14 protein-coding genes and 1 pseudogene are annotated in these 20,798 nt (G+C 72.1%); 11 read left to right on the top strand and 4 right to left on the bottom strand.

The annotated features are described in order from the left end of the window. Nucleotides 1-97: 97 nt before the first annotated feature. Together ACTMTU_RS29900 and fxsT are read left to right on the top strand one after the other, a co-directional pair. Entirely contained in the window at nucleotides 98-1,432 is a 1,335-nt protein-coding gene (locus ACTMTU_RS29900) for a TIR-like protein FxsC (protein WP_441266551.1), read from the top strand. Then, nucleotides 1,416-5,357 (top strand): FxSxx-COOH system tetratricopeptide repeat protein, encoded by a 3,942-nt coding sequence (fxsT, locus tag ACTMTU_RS29895; protein ID WP_441266550.1) that lies wholly within the window; start codon nucleotides 1,416-1,418, stop codon nucleotides 5,355-5,357. Before ACTMTU_RS29900 ends, fxsT begins: the two co-directional genes overlap by 17 nt. Before the next feature lie 64 nt (nucleotides 5,358-5,421). On the opposite strand, the gene ACTMTU_RS29890 is transcribed toward fxsT, so the two are convergent. Then, on the bottom strand, nucleotides 5,422-6,288 hold the full coding sequence (locus ACTMTU_RS29890; protein ID WP_244258298.1) for an alpha/beta fold hydrolase: 867 nt from the start codon (nucleotides 6,286-6,288) through the stop codon (nucleotides 5,422-5,424). A gap of 285 nt (nucleotides 6,289-6,573) precedes the next feature. On the opposite strand from ACTMTU_RS29890, the gene ACTMTU_RS29885 reads away from it, so the two are divergent. Further along, nucleotides 6,574-7,659 (top strand): S1 family peptidase, encoded by a 1,086-nt coding sequence (locus ACTMTU_RS29885; RefSeq protein ID WP_441266549.1) that lies wholly within the window; start codon nucleotides 6,574-6,576, stop codon nucleotides 7,657-7,659. Between the two features lie 174 nt (nucleotides 7,660-7,833). On the opposite strand, the gene ACTMTU_RS29880 is transcribed toward ACTMTU_RS29885, so the two are convergent. Next, nucleotides 7,834-8,931 carry a DUF3533 domain-containing protein gene (locus ACTMTU_RS29880; RefSeq protein WP_441266548.1) on the bottom strand — a complete coding sequence of 366 codons (1,098 nt, stop codon included), beginning with the start codon at nucleotides 8,929-8,931 and terminating at the stop codon, nucleotides 7,834-7,836. 95 nt (nucleotides 8,932-9,026) lie between these two features. Between ACTMTU_RS29880 and ACTMTU_RS29875 the strand changes: the two genes are divergently transcribed. The 5 genes from ACTMTU_RS29875 to ACTMTU_RS29855 all read left to right on the top strand — a co-directional run bounded on the left by ACTMTU_RS29875 (nucleotide 9,027) and on the right by ACTMTU_RS29855 (nucleotide 16,914). Beyond that, nucleotides 9,027-9,623 (top strand): TetR/AcrR family transcriptional regulator, encoded by a 597-nt coding sequence (locus tag ACTMTU_RS29875; RefSeq protein ID WP_441266547.1) that lies wholly within the window; start codon nucleotides 9,027-9,029, stop codon nucleotides 9,621-9,623. 128 nt (nucleotides 9,624-9,751) lie between these two features. Further along, nucleotides 9,752-11,137 carry an MFS transporter gene (locus ACTMTU_RS29870; protein WP_441266546.1) on the top strand — a complete coding sequence of 462 codons (1,386 nt, stop codon included), beginning with the start codon at nucleotides 9,752-9,754 and terminating at the stop codon, nucleotides 11,135-11,137. A 143-nt stretch (nucleotides 11,138-11,280) separates the two neighbouring features. Further along, nucleotides 11,281-14,808, top strand: a complete 3,528-nt coding sequence (locus ACTMTU_RS29865) for a DNA polymerase III subunit alpha (protein WP_441266545.1) — start codon at nucleotides 11,281-11,283, stop codon at nucleotides 14,806-14,808. Then, nucleotides 14,805-15,770, top strand: coding sequence for a DNA polymerase Y family protein (locus ACTMTU_RS29860; protein WP_441266544.1), 966 nt, complete (start codon nucleotides 14,805-14,807; stop codon nucleotides 15,768-15,770). The genes ACTMTU_RS29865 and ACTMTU_RS29860 overlap by 4 nt, the downstream gene beginning before the upstream one ends. Nucleotides 15,771-16,044: 274 nt before the next feature. Continuing rightward, nucleotides 16,045-16,914, top strand: a complete 870-nt coding sequence (locus ACTMTU_RS29855; protein WP_441266543.1) for an esterase/lipase family protein — start codon at nucleotides 16,045-16,047, stop codon at nucleotides 16,912-16,914. Nucleotides 16,915-16,987: 73 nt separating this feature from the next. Here ACTMTU_RS29855 and ACTMTU_RS29850 read toward each other — a convergent pair whose 3' ends face one another. Continuing rightward, nucleotides 16,988-18,037, bottom strand: coding sequence for a lytic polysaccharide monooxygenase auxiliary activity family 9 protein (locus ACTMTU_RS29850; RefSeq protein ID WP_441266542.1), 1,050 nt, complete (start codon nucleotides 18,035-18,037; stop codon nucleotides 16,988-16,990). Nucleotides 18,038-18,292: 255 nt separating this feature from the next. Continuing rightward, nucleotides 18,293-18,547 carry an Lrp/AsnC ligand binding domain-containing protein gene (locus ACTMTU_RS29845; protein WP_441266541.1) on the bottom strand — a complete coding sequence of 85 codons (255 nt, stop codon included), beginning with the start codon at nucleotides 18,545-18,547 and terminating at the stop codon, nucleotides 18,293-18,295. A 215-nt stretch (nucleotides 18,548-18,762) separates the two neighbouring features. Between ACTMTU_RS29845 and ACTMTU_RS29840 the strand changes: the two are divergent. The 3 genes and pseudogenes from ACTMTU_RS29840 to ACTMTU_RS29830 form a co-directional block, all read left to right on the top strand. Continuing rightward, nucleotides 18,763-19,698 (top strand): annotated as a pseudogene (locus tag ACTMTU_RS29840) (MerR family transcriptional regulator); the annotation flags it as partial. Next, on the top strand, nucleotides 19,678-20,301 hold the full coding sequence (locus ACTMTU_RS29835; RefSeq protein ID WP_441266602.1) for a GNAT family N-acetyltransferase: 624 nt from the start codon (nucleotides 19,678-19,680) through the stop codon (nucleotides 20,299-20,301). The pseudogene ACTMTU_RS29840 and the gene ACTMTU_RS29835, both read left to right, overlap by 21 nt. A 105-nt stretch (nucleotides 20,302-20,406) precedes the next feature. Further along, nucleotides 20,407-20,775 (top strand): VOC family protein, encoded by a 369-nt coding sequence (locus tag ACTMTU_RS29830; protein WP_441266540.1) that lies wholly within the window; start codon nucleotides 20,407-20,409, stop codon nucleotides 20,773-20,775. Nucleotides 20,776-20,798 lie beyond the last annotated feature (23 nt).

The following is a 20,798-nucleotide window of genomic DNA, read 5'->3' as shown; positions in this document are numbered from 1 at the left end:
GGGGATGGAGCGTGACCCGCTCCGGAATGATTACTTCGCTCGCGTCCTTCACCGAAGGCGGGTGTCGGGCCGGGCGTTCACGCAGGACGGGGGTCGTGTGTCGGATTCAGCGCAGCGGGCGGCGGACCATCGGCCGTACTTCTTCTTGAGCTACGCGCACACACCGCGGTACGGGGCCGGAGGTCCTGACCCCGACATGTGGGTCGAGCGGTTGTTCCGCGACCTGTGCGGCCATGTGATGGCCATGACCGATCTGCCGGCCGGCGCACCCGCCGGCTTCATGGACCGGGAGATACGTTCGGGGGAGGGCTGGTCGGAGCGGCTGGGTGAAGTGCTGGCCAGCTGCCGGGTGTTCGTCCCGCTCTTCTCCCCCCGCTACTTCGCCAGCGAGATGTGCGGCAAGGAGTGGTACGCCTTCGCCCAGCGGGCCATCTACCACCACGCCAAGAGCAACCGCCCCGCGGAGGCGATCGTCCCGGCGTTATGGGTGCCGATGCCGCCCGAACAACTCCCGGGCCCCGCGGAGCGGTTGCAGTTCAACCACCGTGCCTTCGGCGACAGGTACGTGACGGACGGCCTCTACGGGCTGATCAAGCTCCGGATCTTCGCGGAGGAGTACGAGGCAGCCGTCTACGAACTGGCGAAACGGATCGTCAGCGTCGCCGACACCATACGGCTCGCCCCCGGCAGCCCCGTCGAGTTCCGCCAGGCGCCCAGCGCCTTCGGCAGACCCAGCGTCGGCCCGCGGCCCATGCACGTCACCGTCGCGGCGCCCACGAGCCACGATCTGCCGCCCGGCCGGTCGGCCGACTACTACGGCAAGCAGTCACAGGACTGGAACCCGTACCACCCGGACTCCGCCCGCCCGCTGGCGTACGTCGCGCAGGACCTGGTGCGCTCCCTCAACTACCAGCCGACCGTCTCCTCTTTCGACCACGAGCCGCTGCCGGCCGCAGGCCAGCCGCCGACCCGCCCCGAGATCCTGCTCATCGACCGCTGGGCCCTCGAGAACGAGGAACGGCGCCGCAAACTCGCCGCCTTCGACGCCCATCCGCACCCGTGGGTGAGCGTCGTCGTCCCCTGGAACCGCGACGACCCGGACAGTCGCGACGCGGAGGCCGATCTGATCGAGAAACTGGAGCGCACCATGCCGCACCAGATGAGCCACGGCCGGGCGGCCTGCCAGGCGGCGGCCAAGGGCGTCTACAGCATGGAGGCCTTCGGGCACCTGCTGCCACAGGTCGCCGAGGCGGCCGCTCAGGAGTACCTGCGCCACGCCGAGGCCTTCCCACCGGCCCCGCCGGGCGGCGGCAGCCACAGCGAACGGCCCCGGCTGCGCGGTCCGATGGCCGAGTACAGCACCACCCACTACGTCCCGAACGTGCGTGACATCGCCCCTGATGCGGAGGACACGGATGACAGCCAGTCGTGACGGGCGCATCGTCACCTTCTACTCGTACAAGGGAGGTACGGGACGCACGATGGCCATGGCCAACGTGGCCTGGATCCTCGCCGCGAACGGTAAGCGGGTGCTGGCCGTCGACTGGGACCTGGAAGCACCCGGCCTGCACCGCTTCTTCCACCCGTTCCTGGACCCCTCCACGCTGGGCGCCACCACCGGTGTCATCGACCTGATCACCGAGTACGCCTGGGCCGCGACCAATCCCGAGCCGCGCCGCGTCGACTGGCACCTGGACTACGCGCGCATACAGCCGCACGCCGTCTCCCTCACCCCCGAGAGCCTCGGCTGGGAGTTCCCCGAGGGCGGCACGCTCGACTTCGTCTCCGCGGGCAAGCAGAACCGCGAGTACTCCGCGACCGTGTCCACCTTCGACTGGGACAACTTCTACGACCGGCTCGGCGGCGGGCACTTCTTCGACGCGCTGCGCGACGACATGAAGGCCAACTACGACTACGTCCTCATCGACAGCCGCACCGGCCTCAGCGACATCGCCGACATCTGCACCGTCCACCTGCCCGACGTCCTCGTCGACTGCTTCACGCTCAGCGACCAGTCCATCGACGGCGCCGCCGCGGTCGCCCGGCAGATCGACGAGCGGTACGGCGGCCGGGGCATCCGGATCTTCCCCGTCCCCATGCGCATCGACGAGGGGGAGAAGGAGAAGGCGGACGCCGGACGGGCCCTCGCGCGCCTCAAGTTCGACCGCTTCCCCACGGGCCTGACCGGCGAGGAGGCCACCGCGTACTGGGGCGCGGTGGAGATCCCCTACCGGCCCTACTACGCCTACGAGGAGACGCTCGCGACCTTCGGCGACGAGGCCGGGCTCACCAGCTCCCTGCTCTCCGCCTTCGAACGCCTCACCGCCGTCGTCACAGATCAGCAGGTCACCGCGATGCCGCCGGTCAACGAGGACGTCCGGCTGCGCATCAGGGACGCCTTCACCCGCCGGCGCCCCGCACTGCCCGCCGACCTGTTCCTCAGCTACGTCGCCGAGAACCGCATGTGGGCCGACTGGGTCGAGTACGTGCTCAGCAGAGCCGGCTTCCGGGTCGTGCCGCGTGACGTGTCCGCGGAACACGATCCCGTGGAGGTCGACGCGGCCGCCGCGGAGAACGCCGCCCGTACCGTCGTGCTGCTGTCCAGCGCCTACCTCAAGTCGGCCCGGGCCGTGGAGGTCTTCCAGCGCGCGGCGGCGGAGGACCCGAGCGGCGGGCGGCGGCACCTGCTCCCGATACGGGTCGGCGACGTCCGCCTCACCACCCCCTACATCGACCGCAACCCGGTCGACCTGTTCCGGCTCGACGAGGTGCACGCCACCGGCGCCCTGCTGCGGGCGCTCGACCGTCCGGTGCAGCTTCCCGAGCCGTCGTCGCCCGGACCGCGGTTCCCCGGAACGGTGCCCAAGATCTGGAACGCGCCGCCCCGCAACCCCGGTTTCACCGGCCGTTCCGTCGTGCTGGAGCGGATGCGCGACCAGCTCGGCGGCGGCATGGCCGTGGCCGCGGTCCTGCCGCAGCCCCAGACGCTCTACGGACTCGGCGGCGTCGGCAAGACGCAGGTGGCCCTCGAGTACGTCCACCGGTTCATGGCCGACTACGACCTGGTGTGGTGGATCTCCTCGGAGCAGCCCGACGACGTCGTCGCCGGACTCGCCGAGCTCGCCGTCCGGCTCGGCGCGCAGGGCGGCGAGGACATGGCCGCCGCCTCGCAGGAGGCGATCGACCTGCTGCGGCGCGGAGTGCCGTCGTCACGGTGGCTGCTCGTCTTCGACAACGCCGACGACCCCGAGCAGCTCAAGCGCTTCTTCCCCGCGGGCGGCCCCGGCCACGTCCTGGTCACCTCCAGGAACCAGACCTGGTCGCAGTACGGCGACGCTCTGCCCGTCGACGTCTTCCTGCGCGAGGAGTCCATCGAACACATACAGCGGCGCGCCCGGGGCCTGAGCGCCGAGGACGCCGACCAGGTCGCCACGGCCGTGGGCGACCTGCCCCTCGCCGTCGAGCAGGCGGCGGCCTGGATAGCGGAGACGGCCACACCGGTCGCCTCCTACCTGGAGCAACTGCGTGAGCAGGCCGCCAGCGTGCTGGCGCTCAACCAGCCCGCCGGCTACCCGGAGCCGGTCGCGGCGACCTGGAACGTGTCCATCGAGCGGCTGAAGGAGCGCTCTCCCGCGGCCGTCCGGCTGCTTCAGCTGTGCGCCTTCTTCGCACCCGAGCCGATCTCCGCGAACCTGCTCTACAGCAAGGAGATGATCGACGCGCTCAAGCCGTACGACGCCTCCCTCCAGGAGAAGCTGGTGCTGGGCCGGGTCATCCGGGAGATCGGCCGGTTCGCCCTCGCCAAGGTCGACCAGGTCTCCAACTCCATCCAGGTGCACCGGCTGGTGCAGGCCGTCATCAGGGCGCAGCTGAGCGAGGAGGAGCAGATGGACGCGCGCCACGCCGTCCACCGCATCCTCGCCGGCGCCAGGCCCGACGACGACGAGCCGATAGACAACCCCGAGACCTGGCCGCGGTTCAACACCATCTGGCCGCACCTCGGCCCGTCGGAGGCCAGGTACTGCAAGGAGCCGGAGACCCGCAGGCTGCTGATCGACCGGGTGCGCTACCTGTGGAAGCGCGGCGACTGGAAGACCGCCTACACCCTCGCCAGCGATCTGCGCGAGGCGTGGAAGGACATGCTCGGCAACGACGACCTCCAGTACCTGTACCTGCGCTTCCACCTTTCCAACATCCTGCGCTCGCAGGGCCGTTACGTGGAGGCGAAGGACCTCGACGAGGTGACCCTGGAGCGGCAGCGCGCGGTCCTCGGCGCCTCCCATCCGCACACGTACATGACCACCAGCGGTCTGGCGATGGACCTCGGCACGCTCGGCGAGTACGGCAGGGCGATGGAACTGGCGACCGAGGCGCACGAAGGGTTCAGCCAGATCTTCCACGAGTCCCACCCGCGCACGCTCGCCGCCGCCAACAACCTGGCGCTGAACCTGCGGATGGTCGGGCAGTACGCGCGGGCCCGCGAGATCGACCAGGAGGTCTTCGACCGGCGCACGGAGGTGCTCGGCCCGGAGCACCCGTACACGCTCTCCTCGGCGATGAACCTCGCCCGCGACCTCAGGGAGGTCGGACGGTACGAGGACTCCGTGTCCGTGCTCAGCCGCACCTACGAGGTCTACAAGGAGCAGCTCGGCCGGGCGTTCCCCGGCACGCTGGCCGCGGGCAAGAGCCTCGCGGTGTCGCTGCGCAGGGCCGGCCGGCTGGAGGACGCGCGGCGGCTGACGACCGCGACCCGCAACCGCTACCGCGCCAAGTACACCTCCGCCAACCCCGACTCGCTGGCCTGCGACCTGAACCTGGCGGCGGACCTGTTCGCCGCCGGCGAGCCCGTCGCGGCAAGGGACCTGGCCCAGGAGGTCGTGGACCAGTACCGGCAGGTCCCCGGCGAGCGGCACCCGTACACCCTGGCCGCGATCAACAACCTCGGGATCTACGAGTGGGGCTGCGGAACGCCGGAGACGGCCGAGCGGCTGCTGCGGGAGGTGGTCGAGGTGATGCGCGAGGTCCTGGGAGAGGACCATCCGCACGCCCTCTACAGCACGATCAACCTCGCCAACGCCCTTGCGGACCTGGGCCTCTGCGACGAGGCGCTGGTGATCGAGCGGCGGACCGTGGGCCGGCTGCGCGAGGTGCTGGGAGCGCACCACCCGGAGGTGCTCGGCATCGCCTCCAACATGTCCGTCACGCTCGGACTGCTGGGGCGCAAGGACGAGGCGGCCCAGCTGCGCGTGGAGACGGTCGAGGAACTCCAGCGGCTGCTGGGCGAGGAGCACGCGCTCACCCGCATCGCCAAGGACGAACGCCGCGTCTACCGCGACCTCGAGCCGCTGGCGGTGTGACGGCGGTGTGACGGTGCGGGCCGAGGTGCCCGCAGGCGCGCCGGCCCTCGGCCGGCGGCCGAGGTCAGTCGTCCAGCAGCCAGGTGAGGATGCGGGGCAGCGCGTGCAGGGCGTCGAAGTGCGCGGCGGCCGGTTCCAGGACGGCCGTCGCCCCCGGGATGCGCTGGGCGAGCCAGCGCGAGTGGCCCACCGGGGAGAAGACGTCCTTCTCCCCGTGCCACAGCATCACCGGGCTCTTGATGTCCGCCGGGTCGAAGCCCCACGGACTGCAGAACGCCAGCGCGTCGTCGATCCAGCCGTACGCCGAAGTGCGTAACGCCTCCTGGTAGTTGCGCAGCAGCATGGACCTGACGCCGGCGTCGGAGACCACCATCCGGTCGGAGTCGGTGAGCTCTCTGCGCAGGTCGTTCAGCAGCCTGACCGGATCCTGCCTGATCTCGGCGGAACGCAGCGTGAACCGCTCCACGAGTCCGGCCGGGTCGTCGGAGGCGCTGGTGTACTCGGTGACGTTGGACGCGGCCATGCCCTCGAACCAGTCCAGCCCGTCCGCGTCCCGGGGCGCGAGGGTCACCAGCGCCGCGGCACGGGTCACCCGGTCCGGCATCAGGGCCGCGCACGCCAGGGCGTGGGGCGCGCCTCCGGACCGGCCCACGACCGCGAAGCGCTCCAGGCCGAAATCGTCGGCGATCGCCCGTACGTCCTGCGCCACGTCGGCGACGCTGCGGCCCGCGAGCCGGTCCGAACCGCCGTACCCGGGACGGTCGTAGGCGATCAGCTGTGTGCCGCGCTGATAGAGCACCATGCCGCGCGGCGCGGGGCCGAGCCTGCTGCCCGGCGTACCGTGCAGCAGGAAGACCGGTCTGCCGCGCGGATCGCCGAGACGCTCCACCATCAGATGCCGCCCGTCCGCTGCGCGCACCCGACGTCGCACCCGAACGCCCCCTTCGCCGTACATGCCCCGTGCCGTCCATGCCCGGGCAGACATCATGAGCTTCCCCGTCCGGCCGGTGATTACCCATCAGGCGGCCGACTGCCGGGGGCATTCGGTGCGGGTTCCCGGATTCTGTGAAGGGGCTGTGAGCGGAGCAGTGTTGTCGTGTGCCCGTCCCGTAGTCGACCTTGTGTGCGACTGCGACGCCTCGGAATAGTGGGCGACTCATCCTCCGCGTCCGGGCACCCCACTTGCTCCGGGCGCGGCCCCCACAGGAGGTCGAAGTTGAAGCACCGACGCATACCCAAGAGGAAAGCGGCAGTAGCGGGCGGCGCGGTCGTCGCCATCGTTGCCGCGGGCGTCACATTCCAGAGCGCGAACGCCAGTGACCACACCGCGCAGTTCGACGTGAAGGCGCTCACGGCGCCGGCGGCCGGGGACCTCGCCGCCACGCTGAGGGCGGACCTGGGTGCCGAGGAGGCCGGCGCGTACTACGACGCCAAGGCCAAGGCGCTCATCGTGAACGTGCTCAGCGAGGACGCGGCGCAGACGGTGCGCGAGGCGGGCGGCAAGGCCAGGGTCGTCGAGAACACCCTCGTCGAGCTGAAGAGCGCCCGGCAGACCCTCACGGACAAGGCGACCATCCCCGGCACCTCGTGGGCGACCGACCCGGTCACCAACAAGGTCGTCGTCACCGCGGACCGCACGGTCGGGGGTGCCGACTGGGCCAAGCTCCAGGAGGTCGTCAAGGGTCTCGGCGCCAAGGCGGAGCTCAAGAAGACCGCGGGCGAGTTCAGGCCCTTCATCGCCGGCGGCGACGCAATCCACTCGGGCGGCGGGCGCTGCTCGCTCGGCTTCAACGTGGTCAAGGACGGCGAGCCGCACTTCATCACGGCCGGACACTGCGGGCAGTCCGGCAGCGAGTGGTCCGACTCGGCGGGCGGCCCGGCCGTCGGCACGATGGTCGACTCGCAGTTCCCCGGCAACGACTTCGCGCTCGTGAAGTACAACGGCGCCACGGAGCACCCGAGCGAGGTGAACCTCTACGACGGCGGGTCCCAGGCCATCACTCAGGCGGGCGAGGCGACCGTCGGCATGCAGGTGACGCGCAGCGGCTCCACCACGCAGGTCCACGACGGTGAGGTGACGGGCCTCGACGCCACCGTGAACTACGGCAACGGCGACATCGTCGAGGGCCTCATCCAGACGAACGTCTGCGCGGAACCGGGCGACAGCGGCGGCTCCCTCTTCTCGGGCGACGCGGCGATCGGCCTCACGTCGGGCGGCAGCGGCGACTGCAGCTCGGGCGGCGAGACGTTCTTCCAGCCGGTGACGGAGGCGTTGTCGGTCCTGGGTGCGGAAATCGGCTGACGCCTTTCTTCCGTCCGGCCGGCCCCGGCCCCGCCGCTGCCGCGTGGCAGCGGCGGGGCCGGGGTTTTTTGGGGTGCGGGGCTGGCAGTTGGCCGCTGCGCGGAGCTTGTCCCCACCCCGCCCCTTACCGAACCGGGCTCCGCCCGGACCGGTACTGCGCTTCGCGCCGTGTCCTCAAACGCCGGACGGGCTGACTCTGTCAGGCCGCCCCGGTCCTACGTCCCGCGGCGACTCCTCCGCGCGGCGCTTCCGCGCCACCGCGCATGCCAGCGTGACCGCCGAGCCCGCCACCGCCCACGCGGCAAGCACCAGCATCGGTCCGCCCGCCCCGTTCCCCCTGAAGTACGCGATGGAGCGCGCCGCATACGTGCCCGCTCCCGGTGGCAGCGCCGGGCCGATCGTGCGCCAGAACGGCGGGAGGAGCGGGTACGGGTAGGCCCCGCCCGCGCTCGGGTTGCCGAGGACGACCACGAGCAGGATCGCCAGGCCGATGCCGACGATCCCCGCCAGTCCCTGAAGCGCCAGCGTGAGTGCTCCGACCGCGAAGACGAGCAGTGTGCCGAGACCCCACAGTGCCCAGACGCTGCCGGGGAGTGCGTCCAGGACCGGGCCGGCGATCAGCGCGCCGAGCAGTCCCGCGGTGATCGAGTAGAGCAGCAGCGCGCCGAGCCGGATGACGGCGCGCGCCCCGTAGGCGGGCCGGGCCCCCGCGCTGATGGCGAGGATCGCCGCGCACAGGTAGCCGCCCACGCACCAGCCGACGACCAGGTAGAACGAGGAGAGGCCGCGCGCGTCGCCCTTGGCGCCCGGGACGATGTCCACGACCTCGATCCTGCGCTGCTGCGACTGTTCCGCCTTTCCGACGACCGCGGCGAGCGCCTCGGAGAGCGCTCCCCCCGCGCCGCCCGCGACCAGCAGGCGGTCGGTGGTGCCGCGTGGGTCGATGACGAGCGCCCCGTCGACCTCGCGTTCCAGGATCTGCTGCCGGGCGGCCGCCTCGTCGCCGACGGTGCGCGGTTCCAGCGGGTCGCCCGGCAGCCGGGCGAGCCGGTACAGGGCCTCGTCGGCGATCTGTGTGTCGGGCGAGGTGATCGCCAGCGGGATCATGTGCGGCTTCGGCTGGTGGAAGGCGCCGATGTACGACGTGATGAACCCGAGTTGGAGCGCCAGCACTCCGATGACCAGGATCGCGGCCCGCACGGTCACCGCTTCCTTGACCTCGTCGAGGAACCCCTTGCGCGGCTCGCCGTCTGTCTGTGCCGTCTGTGCCATGGCCCCAACGCTCGACGGCACCCGCCGCCCGCGCAGTCGGTAGCGTCCGAATGGCTGAGGTAGACACTGTCTACGGACTGCGGTAGACAGTGTCTATGACTGCTGCGACGCAACACGACGAGAGTCTCCGGGCGAGGCTGGTGGCCGCTGGGGTCGAGCTGGTGACCACCCGGGGAGTGGAAGCGCTCTCCCTCCGGGAGATCGCCCGCAGCGCGGGCGTCTCGCACGGCGCCCCGCGCCGCTACTTCCCCACCCACCTGTCCCTGCTGTCCGCGATCGCACGGGAGGGCTTCACCGACCTGGCGCGCCGGGCCGCCGAGGTCGTCGACGGCGGTGATCAGGACCCCCGCGCCCGGGTCGCCGCACTGTGCCGTCTGTATCTGGACTTCGCGCGGACCGACGGCGGCATGTTCGAGCTGATGTTCCGCCACGACCTGCTCAAGAGCGGTCATCTCGGTCTGCGGGAGACCAGCCTGCCGCTCTTCGGCACGTTCGTGGACGCGGTGGCGCGGGTGCGGCCGCGGCCCGGTGACGCCCCGCCGCAGGTCGTCGCGACCGCGCTGTGGGCGAACCTGCACGGCATCGCCCAGCTCTGGGGCTGGGGCAGCCTCCAGCTCGCGACGGGCACCGACGACGTCGAACCGCTGCTGCGTACCGTGCTGGACGCCCATCTCGGGCCGGCCCCCCGTTGAGTACGGCCCCGAGCCCGGGCCACGCGGGCCGAAGCGCAGGCAAGGGCACGCACCCGAGCGGGCACCCCCCGACCGCGGGCCGGAGCGCCGCCCCGAGCGTGGGCCGGAGCGCGGCCCATCGGCGGATCATGCTCGCCGGCAGTGTCGTCGGCGCCTCGGTCGTCGCCCTGGACGGCACCGTGCTGACCATCGTGCAGCCCGTCATGCAACGGGATCTGCTCGCGTCGTTCGAACAGGTCCAGTGGACCGGCACCGGTTATCTGATCGCGGTGGCGAGCCTGCTGGTCCTCGCCGGGCGCATCGGGGACCGGTACGGCCACCGGCGCGTCTTCGCCGTCGGGATGCTGGGCTTCGGCGCCGCGTCCGCCGGGATCGGCCTGGCGCCGGACATCGGCTGGGTCATCGCGTTGCGCGTCGCGCAGGGTGTCTTCGGCGCGCTGCTGCAGCCGGCCACCCTCGGCATGCTGCGGGCCGCCTTTCCGCTCGACCGGCTGGGCATGCCGATCGCGCTGCGCACCAGCGCGATCGGAGCGGCGGCCGCCGCTGGGCCGGTCGTCGGCGGGGCGCTGGCCGCCGAGCTGGGGTGGCGGTCCGTCTTTCTGCTCAATGTCGCACCGGCGCTGGTGATCGGACTGCTCGTCCTCGTCGTGCGGGACCCGGAGCCCGCCCCTGCCCCAAGGGCCGGGCTCGACCCGGTCGGGGCCTGCCTGCTCGCGGTGACCCTGGTCTGTCTGGTGCACACGCTCGTCGGCATGCCGGGCACCGGCCGGGCGGCCCTGACCGTGGCGGGGTGCGGCGCGGTGGTCGTCGCGGGCTGCGCGTTCGTACGGCACGTACGGCGCGGCCGGGACCCGCTGGTGCCGCCGGAGATGCTCGGGTCGGCCGCCGTCGCCCCGGCGCTCGGGGTGCTGGTGTGCGCGTCGGCGGTGCTGTCCGGGGCCCTGTTCGCCGGTGTCTACTTCCTTCAGGACGTCCTCGGTCTCGATCCCTTCCGGAGTGCTCTGCAGGCCCTGCCGGGGGCGGTCGCGGTGGTCCTGGGCGCGCCGGTGTCCGCGGTGGCGCTGCGCCGGTACGGTCCGCGCCGGACGACCGTGGTGGCGATGTCCCTCCTCGCCGTCGGCGTCCTCGCCCTCTCCCGCCTCGACCGGGCGGCGGGCGCGGTGCCGGTCGGTGGCGGTTTCTTCCTGGTGGGCGCCGGTTTCGGCGCCGCGATGGTCGCCGCGACGGCGGTCGTCGTACGTGGCGCGCCCGCGGAGCACGCCGGGGTCGCGGGCGGGCTCCAGCAGACCGCCATGAACATCGGTCCGGTGCTGGGGGTGGCCGTGGCGACCGCGCTGATGGCGTTCGCCGCACCCGGCGCGGGGCCGGCGGGGCCTGCGGTGATGTCCGTCTCCGCGACGGGGCCGGCGCTGACCGTCCTCGCGGCCGTGGCGGCGGCCGGTGCGCTCCTGGCGGCGGCGCTGCCGGGCCGCCGTACCGCCACCGGCCCGCCGCGGCCGGGCACCACTCCGTAGCCCCGCGCGGCACCTCACTGCCGCCCCGCGGGGGCGGAAACGCGGGGCTGCGGGAAGGCTCCGGGAATGTGTCGTACGCATGTTCGAAACTGGTCTATGGTTGGAGGTGGGGGAGGTGAGAACGACTGATTCAGGAGGTGCGGATGCCTTACTTCACGCATCTGCACACCGTTTCCGGGTTCTCCCTGCGGTACGGGGCCTCCCACCCGGAGCGGCTGGCCGGCCGCGCCGCCGAGCGCGGCATGGACGCCCTCGCGCTGACCGACCGCGACACCCTTGCGGGCGCGGTCCGTTTCATCACAGCCTGCGCCAAGGAAGGCGTACGGCCGCTGTTCGGGGTGGACCTCGCCGTGGGGGAGCGGGCCCGACAGGAGGGACCCGCCGAGCGGCGCCGCACCCCTGTGCGCGGCGGAGCGTTCGTCGACGAGTCCGCGCCCCGCACCGTCTTCCTGGCCCGCGACCGCCGAGGCTGGGCCGACCTGTGCCGGATGATCACCGCCGCCCACGCCACCGACCCCCGCAGCCCCCTGCTGCCCTGGGACGACAACCACGGCGACGGGCTGACCGTGCTGCTCGGCCCCTCGTCCGAGGTGGGCAGGGCACTGGCCGCCGGCCGGCCCGACCGCGCGGCCAAGCTGCTCGTCCCCTGGCGGGAGCGGTACGGCGACCGGCTGCGCCTGGAGGTCGTGCACCACGGCGGGGGCGGTACCGGTCCGGGCTCGCTGCGCCATGCCGCCCGTACCCTCGGCCTCGCCGCCGAGCAGGGCGTACGGCCCGTGCTGACCAACGCCGTCCGCTACGCCGACCCCGGCCAGGGCCCCGTCGCCGACGTCCTCGACGCCGCCCGCCGCCTGGTGCCGGTCGACCCGCGCAAGGGCCTCGACAGCGGTGAACGCTGGCTGAAGGACCCGGCGGCGATGGCCGCCCTCGCCGCCCGGGTCGCGGAGGCCGCCGGTTTCCGGCGCGAACTCGCGCACCGGCTGCTCGCCGTGACGGAGGAGACGGCCGCCGAATGCCTGGTCGACCCCGAGGACGACCTCGGGATCGGCAGTGTCCACTTCCCGGAGCCGGCCCTCGTCGGCGCCGAGTACCGCACCGCGCAGCGGGTGCTGGCCTCCCGGGCCGCCGCCGGAATGGTGCTGCGCGGTTACGACGGACGGCGCGAGTACTGGGAGCGGATGCACCACGAGCTGGACATCATCGCCCACCACGGCTTCGCCTCCTACTTCCTGACGGTCGCTCAGGTCGTGGACGACGTGAAGGGCATGGGTATCCGGGTCGCGGCGCGCGGTTCCGGGGCCGGTTCCCTGGTCAACCACCTCCTCGGCATCGCGCACGCCGACCCGGTCGAGCACGGGCTGCTGATGGAGCGCTTCTTGTCCAAACGGAGGCGTGTCCTGCCCGACATCGACATCGATGTGGAGTCCGCCCGCAGGCTCGAGGTCTACCGGGAGATCATCGGCCGCTTCGGCGAGGAGCGGGTCGCGACCGTCGCCATGCCGGAGACCTACCGGGTCAGGCACGCGATCCGGGACGTGGGCGCCGCCCTGTCCATGGATCCGGCGGAGATCGACAAGCTCGCCAAGTCCTTCCCGCACATCCGGGCCCGCGACGCCCGCGCGGCCCTGGCCGAACTGCCGGAACTGCGGGAGGTGGCAAGGGAGTCGAAGCAGCGGGAACGGATGTGGGAGCTGGTCGAGGCGCTGGACGCGCTGCCCCGCGGGGTCGCCATGCACCCGTGCGGCGTGCTGCTCTCCGACGCCTCGCTGCTCACCCGCACGCCGGTGATGCCGACCAGCGGCGAAGGCTTCCCCATGTCCCAGTTCGACAAGGACGACGTGGAGGAGCTCGGTCTGCTCAAGCTCGACGTCCTCGGGGTGCGGATGCAGTCGGCGATGGCGCACGCGGTCGCCGAGGTGCGCAGGGCCACCGGCGAGGAGGTCGACGTCGACGCCGTGCCGCCGGGCGACCCGGCCACCTACCGGCTCATCAAGTCGACCGAGACGCTGGGCTGCTTCCAGATCGAGTCGCCCGGTCAGCGCGACCTGGTGGGGCGGCTCCAGCCGGAGACCTTCGGCGACCTGGTCGTCGACATCTCACTGTTCCGCCCGGGTCCGGTCGCGGCCGACATGGTGCGGCCGTTCATCGAGGCCAGGCACGGCCGGGCACCCGCCCGCTATCCGCATCCCGACCTGGAAGGGCCGCTGCGGGAGACATACGGAGTGGTCGTCTTCCATGAGCAGATCATCGAGATCCTGGACATCATGACCGGCTGCGGCCGGGACGAGGCCGACCGGGTGCGGCGCGGTCTCTCCGACCCGGAGTCGCAGGGGAAGATCAAGACCTGGTTCGCGCAGAACGCCGGGGCCAAGGGCTACGCGCCCGAGGTGATCGGCCGGACCTGGGAGATCGTCGAGGCCTTCGGGTCGTACGGCTTCTGCAAGGCGCACGCGGTCGCTTTCGCCGTGCCCACGTACCAGTCGGCCTGGCTCAAGGCGCACCATCCGGCGGCCTTCTACGCCGGGCTGCTCACCCACGACCCCGGGATGTATCCGAAGCGGTTGCTGCTGGCGGACGCGCGGCGGCGCGGGGTGCCGGTGCTGCCGCTGGATGTGAACCGGTCGGCGGTCGCCCACCGAATCGAACTGGTGTCTGATGATGCATCGTCCCGGGCCGGTACCGGGACCGGTCCTGGCGCCGACGCCCAACCCGGCTCGGGTCCTGGTTCCGGCACTGCCGCCGGCTCCCGTCCCGGACAGGGCCGTTGGGGGCTGCGGCTCGCGCTCTCCGACGTGCACGGCATCAGCGAGGCGGAGGCGGCGCGCATCGAGGCGGGGCAGCCGTACTCCTCGCTGCTGGACTTCTGGCAGCGGGCCTGCCCCTCGCGGCCGGTCGCCGAGCGGCTGGCCCAGGTCGGCGCGCTCGACACCTTCGGCGCCAACCGCCGCGATCTGCTGCTGCACCTCGCCGAACTGCACCGCACCCAGCGCGGCGCCGCGCCCTACGGCAGCCAGCTCCCGCTGGCCCAGGGGCGGAAGACCGCACCGGTCGGGCTGCCCGACCTGGGGGACGCGGAACGCCTCAGCGCCGAGCTGGGCGTGCTCGGCATGGACGCCTCCCGTCATCTGATGGCGGATCACCATGCCTTCCTGGCCGAGCTCGGTGTGCTCTCCGCGCAGAGGCTGCGCGATGCCCCGCACGGGCGGACGGTGCTCGTCGCGGGTGCCAAGGCGGCCACCCAGACCCCGCCGATCCGCTCCGGCAAGCGAGTCATCTTCACCACGCTCGACGACGGCACCGGCCTGGTGGACCTCGCCTTCTTCGACGACAGCCACGCCGCCTGCGCCCACACCGTCTTCCACTCCTGGCTGCTGCTGGTGCGCGGTGTGGTGCAGCGGCGCGGGCCGCGCAGCCTCAGCGTGGTCGGCTCGGCCGCCTGGAATCTGGCGGATCTGGTGGAACTGCGGCGCACCGGCGGCCTCGACGCGGTCGCCGCCCGGCTGGCCGCCCCGGCGCCGGAGCCGGACGGCGAGGCCGGATCGGACAACGGCCGCCGGATCCAGCTGCCGACGGGTTACGAGCTCAACCCCTGGGCGGATCTCAAGCCCGCCGGTGAAGCTGCCGCGGGCGGAAGGAAGTTGTGGCATCAGAGCCCCGGGAGTGCCGGATGATCCTCTACGTGCGTTTCCTGCTGCCGCCCATGTACGAGGCGGCGCTGCCCGCGCTGCTCGCCGTGGCGGAGGACATCAGCCCCGTCGTCCAGGCGCTGCCGCCGGACGCCGCGCTCGTCGACGTCCGGGGTGCGGAGCGGTACTTCGGGCGGGACGCGGCGCAGCTCGCCTCCCTGCTGCGGGTGCGGGCGCTCGCGCACTGCGGCGTGGACTGCGTCATCGGTGTCGGACCCGTACCCATGATCGCCAGGATGGCCGCGCGCGAGGCGGTGCCGGGCACGACCCTGGTGGTGACTGAGAAGGAGACCGCGGCCTTCCTGGCGGACAAGCCGGTCGCCGCGCTCGACGGGGTGGGGCCGGTGACCGCCCGCACCCTGTGCGCGTACGGTCTCGACTCCGCCGGCCGTGTCGCCGGCGCGCCGCTCGCCGTGATCCAGCGGATCCTGGGCGCGCGGGCCGGGCGCGAGGTGTGGGAACGGGCCCGCGGCATCGACCGCACGGCGGTCGTCCCGAACGCCCTCTCGCGCTCGATGGCCGCCGAACGGGCCTTCGACCTCGACGAGTTGGACCAGGTCGAGCACCGGCGGGCGCTGCTCTCGCTCGCGGAGGAGCTGGGTTCGCGGATGCGGGGCGAGCGTCAGGTCTGCAGGTCCCTGACGCTCACGGTGCGTTATGCCGACCGGTCCACGACCACCCGTACCCGCACCCTGCGGGAGCCGACCGCCCACTCGGCGGCGCTCGCCGACGCCGCATACGCGCTCCATCGGGCGCTCGGGCTTCAGCGGGCCAGGGTGCGGGGGCTGTCGCTGCGCGCCGAGGACCTGACGGCGGCCGAACGGGCAGCGCGGCAGCTGACGTTCGACCCTGCCGACGAGCGGGCGCGCCGGATCGAGGAGGTCGCGGACCGGGCCCGCGCGAAGTTCGGTCCCGGGGCGGTCGTGCCGGGATCGCTGGCGGCGTAGGGCGCCGGGCGGCCGAGCCGTGGCCTCCTGCCCGTGCACCCGGCTGCCGGAGCGGTGCTTGCCCGCACACGTTCCTCCGGGGCACGGTCTGCCCCCGCCACCTGGCGGCCGCCTGTCCGCCGTCGCGGAGCCGGTACATAGCAGATCCGCTCCGTAAGAAGGGGCAGTCTTTACCGACGCGTAACTTCCCAGTTCTGGTTACCCGCCCGTAAGTTGACGTGAGCACAGCGAATCCAGCCATCGCAACTCCCTTGAGCCGCAAGGAGACAGATCGATGCTGCCTTGGAAACGTGCGCTCAGACCACTGTCAGCCCTCATGCTCGCAGTGGCCGTCGCCCTCACCCCGGCCGCCACCGCCACCGCGGAACCCACCACTGCCGCCCCCAGCAGTGGCTGGAACAACTACGACTGCAAGCCCTCCGCCGCCCATCCCCGCCCCGTCGTCCTCGTCCACGGAACCCTCGGGAACTCCGTCGACAACTGGCTCGTCCTCGCCCCGTATCTGGTGAAGCGCGGCTACTGCGTCTTCTCCCTCGACTACGGGCAACTCCCGAACGTGCCCTTCTTCCACGGCCTCGGACCCATCGACAAGTCGGCGGAGCAACTCGACGCCTATGTCGACAAGGTGCTCGCCGCGACCGGCGCGCCCAAGGCCGACATCGTCGGCCACTCCCAGGGCGGCATGATGCCGCGCTACTACCTCAAGTTCCTGGGCGGGGCCGAGAAGGTGAACGCCCTCGTCGGCATCGCCCCCAGCAACCACGGCACCACCCTCAATGGCTTCACCGGGCTGCTGCCGTACTTCCCCGGCGCGGCGGACCTGCTCGGCCGGCACACCCCGGCCCTCGCCGACCAGGTCACCGGATCCGCCTTCCTCACCAAGCTCAACGCGGACGGCGACACCGTGCCCGGTGTGCGCTACACGGTCATCGCCACCCGCTACGACCAGGTGGTCACCCCCTGGCGGTCGCAGTACCTCAGCGGGCCGAACGTCCGCAACGTGCTGCTCCAGGACCTCTGCCCACTCGATCTGTCGGAGCACGTCGCGATCGGCGTGCTCGACCTGATCGCCTACCACGAGGTGGCCAACGCGCTCGACCCGGCGCACGCGAGACCCACCACCTGCGCGTCCGTCTTCGGCTGACCCGGCGCACGGCAGAAGGCCGCCGCCCGTGCCCGGTCTCCCGGCCACGGGCGGCGGCCCCGCCGTGTCGCACTCAGCGGCTGTGACGTCCGCCCGGCGTCACGGTCCTGCGCCGGCCCAGCCCGAACAGCGCCGCCGCGCCGACCGCGAGCGCCGCCGCACCGCCGATCGCCATGTAGGTGGTGCTGCTGTCACCACCTGTCGCGGCGAGATTCTCGTCCGACGTCTCCGGGGCGGCCGGGGCCGCCGCGGGCTCGTCGGCGCCCTTCGCCTCCGGGGCGTTCTCCGCCGGCTGCTCCGCGGGCTTCCCGGCCCCGTCGCCCGTGCCCGTGCCCGTGCCCGTACCTGTCCCGGCGCCCGCGCCCGCCTGATCACCGTGGTCGTCACCGCCGTGACCGCCGTGGTCGACCGTGGACTTGTCGGCACCCTTCTCGATGTCCTGCTCGGAGGGCGCACTCGCGGCGGGGGCCGCCGCACTTCCACCGCTGTCCTTGCCGAAGACCACGTCGGAGCAGGTGTAGAAGGCCTCGGGGGAGTCCGAGCGCTGCCAGATCGAATACACCAGGTGCCGACCCGACTTGTTCGGCACGATGCCGTCGAAGACGTACGCGCCGTTCTCCAGCCTGGGGTTCGTGACCTTCGCGAACGGCTTCTCCTCCAGGTCCGACCACTTGAGCGGCTTCGTGGGGTCGTAGCCGTCCTTCGTCAGATACAGCTCGAAGGTGCCCTTGTGCGGTGCGGTCGCCTTGTATCGGAAGGTGTGGTTGCCGGAGGCGAGCGGCGAGGAAGGCCAGTCGGCGCGCGGCAGATCGAGACCCTTGTACTTGTCGCGGCCCGCGCTGCACAGCTTGCCGTCCGGTATCAACTGCTTGTGGTTGCCCGCCGCATTGGCGATGTTGACCTCGTTCCAGTCGTACAGGGGCTGCGTCCCGCCCGCCGCGACCAGCGCCTTGCACGCCGCCGAGTCCGGGCTCTCCGGCCCCTCCGCGAAACAGGCCGAGATCCGGCTGACCGGGTCCGTCATCGATCCGTGGGCGGACGCCGGCGCCGTGGCGAGACCGGCGAGAGCGAGCGGCGCGAGGCCGAGCGCGGCGACCGTGGTGACCTTGCGGCGAGCGGTCATGGGGACGTTCTCCTTCAGACGGCTATGGGGGGACACCGGGGCCGGTTCGAGCAGGCGGCGCGGCCCCCCGCGGACTACGGCACCGACTGCTCGAACCGGCCCCGGCGATCTGCAAGTTAGCCGCTCCCGATGCCTGAAATCGCCTGCTGGGTGGGGGTGCGCCGATCCTTATGGCCCTCTTAAGGCGACGCTAAGCAGCCGCTGAGGATGTGGGCGGCAGCGACAGTGACGCGCCCGTCCCATGAGGAACTGTCCTCAAACCGCCGGGGCGGCACGCTTCGTGTAGGAGGTGATCATCACCGTCTCCATGCGGTCGATGCCGTCGAGCGAGCCGATGCGGTCGGTGAGGTAGGTGTGCAGAGCGCCGGCGTCCCGGCAGACGGCGATCGCGACCAGGTTGTGAGGGCAGGTTGTGCTGCCCACGAAGGCCGCTTCGGGATGACCCGCCAGGGTCCGGGCGATGCCATCGAGCCGGGCGGGCACGACGGTCAGCCAGAGCAGACACTGCACGGAGAAGCCGAACAGACCCGAGTCGACCTCGACGTCGAACTGTAGAACGCCTGACCGGTCCCGAGCAGTTGGTCTTCATCGCCGTCGCTCCGTGGGCGGGCGGCCGGCGACGCAGCCGGTTTCCGTCCGTCGATGTCCGGGCGGGGGAGCGGGACCTTGGTGAGGCCGGGCCGATAGCTTGAGTCTCCTTCCGGGGGAGACATCAGGGTGGGGGCATGGACGGCGACGCACTCCTTTCGATCGGCGAAGTGGCCCGGCGGACCGGACTCACGGTCAAGACCATCCGGTTCTACTCGGATCACGGGATCGTGTCGCCCGCTGAACGCAGCCCGGCCGGCTACCGCCTCTACCGTCCCGACGCCATCGCCCGTCTCGGCCTCGTGCGGACATTGCGCGACCTGGGGCTGGATCTCGCCACCACTCGCAAGGTGATGGACCGGGAGCGCTCACTGCCGGAAGTGGCGGCGGCGCACGCAGCTGCGCTCGCGGTGCAGATCCGCACCCTGGGCATGCGGCGCGCGGTGCTGATGGCGGTGGCCGAACGCGGCTCCACCCCGGAGGAGACAGCTCTCATGCACAAACTGACACGGCTTTCCGAAGACGGACGCCGACGCCTGATCGGCGACTTCCTCGACGCCGTCTTCGGCGGCCTCGGCGACGGCCCCGGCATGGCGGGGGCCATGCGGTCGATGACGCCGGAACTGCCGGGCGACCCCGACCCGGAGCAGATGAAGGCCTGGGTGGAACTGGCCGAGCTGTCGAAGGACCCGGACTTCCGGGCCGCCGTGCGACGGCCGGCCGAGGACCTGGCGGCCCAGTACGCCCACACCGGCGCCCGGACCCCGCACCGGGATCTCGCCGCGACCGTTCGCGACCTCGTGGGCCCGGCTCTGGCCGGCGGCGTACGACCGGAGTCGCCCGAAGCCGAACCGGTCGTCGCGGCGCTCACAGCACATTGCGCGAATGTCCTGAGCCGCGCCGACGGCGTCGACCTCCGCCGTCATCTGCTGACGCGGCTGGAGGGCTTGCACGACGCCCGCAGAGAGCGGTACTTCGAACTGTTGGCGATCATCAACGGCTGGCCGGCGCCGGAGAGTCTCGCGCCGGCGCTCGCATGGTCCGTCCAGGCCCTGCGGGTCCGGCTGCCCCGCACGGCCGACGGGCACGCCGGCGCGTACGACCGAGCGGGACGGCGGGCCGTCGTCCTGCGTGCGCAAGCGGCGCCGGACGTTCCCTCGCTCCTCCTTCGCCCGTGGTGCGAACAGGACGTCGCCGCGCTGATCGAGGCGTATCAGGAGCCTGCCATGCGCCGATGGGCCGGCTCCGCGATGGAGACCGACGCCGACGCGGCCCGCTGGGTGCAGGCCCAACGGCAGGGATGGGCCACAGGGACCCGGTTCGCCTTCGCGGTCCTCGCGACGCGTCCCGGCTCGTCCGCGGATCACTTGGTCGGCAACGTGGTGCTCAAAGAGGTGTCCGCCGGCAAACCGTTCGCGGAGGTCGGCTACTGGACCACGGCACGTGCGCGCGGACGCGGTGTGGCCTCCCGAGCTCTCGAGGTGCTCACCCGGTGGGCCTTCGACACGTTCGGGGGCGACGGGCTGGAACGGCTCGAACTCCTTCACCAAGTGGACAATCCCGCGTCGTGCCGCGTCGCGGAGAAATGCCGCTACGCATTCGACAGGGTTCTGCCCGCGGCGCCTCCCGCTTTCCCTCTCGACGGCCACCTCCACACCCGTCACAAGGACGTCTGACCACCGCCGGGGAGTGGCGCGCAGCGGCCGACCGGCCGGATGCGGGTGCCAGGCGGCCGCCGTACGGTGGGACGGCACCGGGTACCACCGACGTCGGGAGAGGGCATGGCCGGGGAGATCTCGTTCTTCGAACTGGGCGTCGCGGACTCCGAGCGGGCCCGGACGTTCTACGCCGGGCTGTTCGGCTGGACCTTCGAGGCCGGGACGACGGAGGGCGGCGGCTACTCGATCCGCACCCCCGGTGTCCCCGGCGGAGTGCACGGAGGGGACCCCGGAGCCGGCCCGTACGTCTTCTTCCGCGTCGACGACATGCAACAGGCCGTCGTCCGCGTGCGCGAGCTCGGCGGCACGGTCGACGACATCGACGTCGGCAGCGGCGACGAGGACACGGTCGCCCGCTTCGGCCGCTTCCAGCTGTGCCACGACGACCAGGGCTCGCCCTTCGGCCTCCACCAGCCACCGGCCGGCACCTGACCCGCACCTTCGAAGACGCGGCA

Origin of the sequence: Streptomyces sp. OZ13 (genome assembly GCF_052068155.1) — a bacterium.
GTDB lineage: Bacteria > Actinomycetota > Actinomycetes > Streptomycetales > Streptomycetaceae > Streptomyces.
Note: the sequence above shows the minus strand (reverse complement) of the source record. Positions and strands in the feature narration are given on the sequence as shown.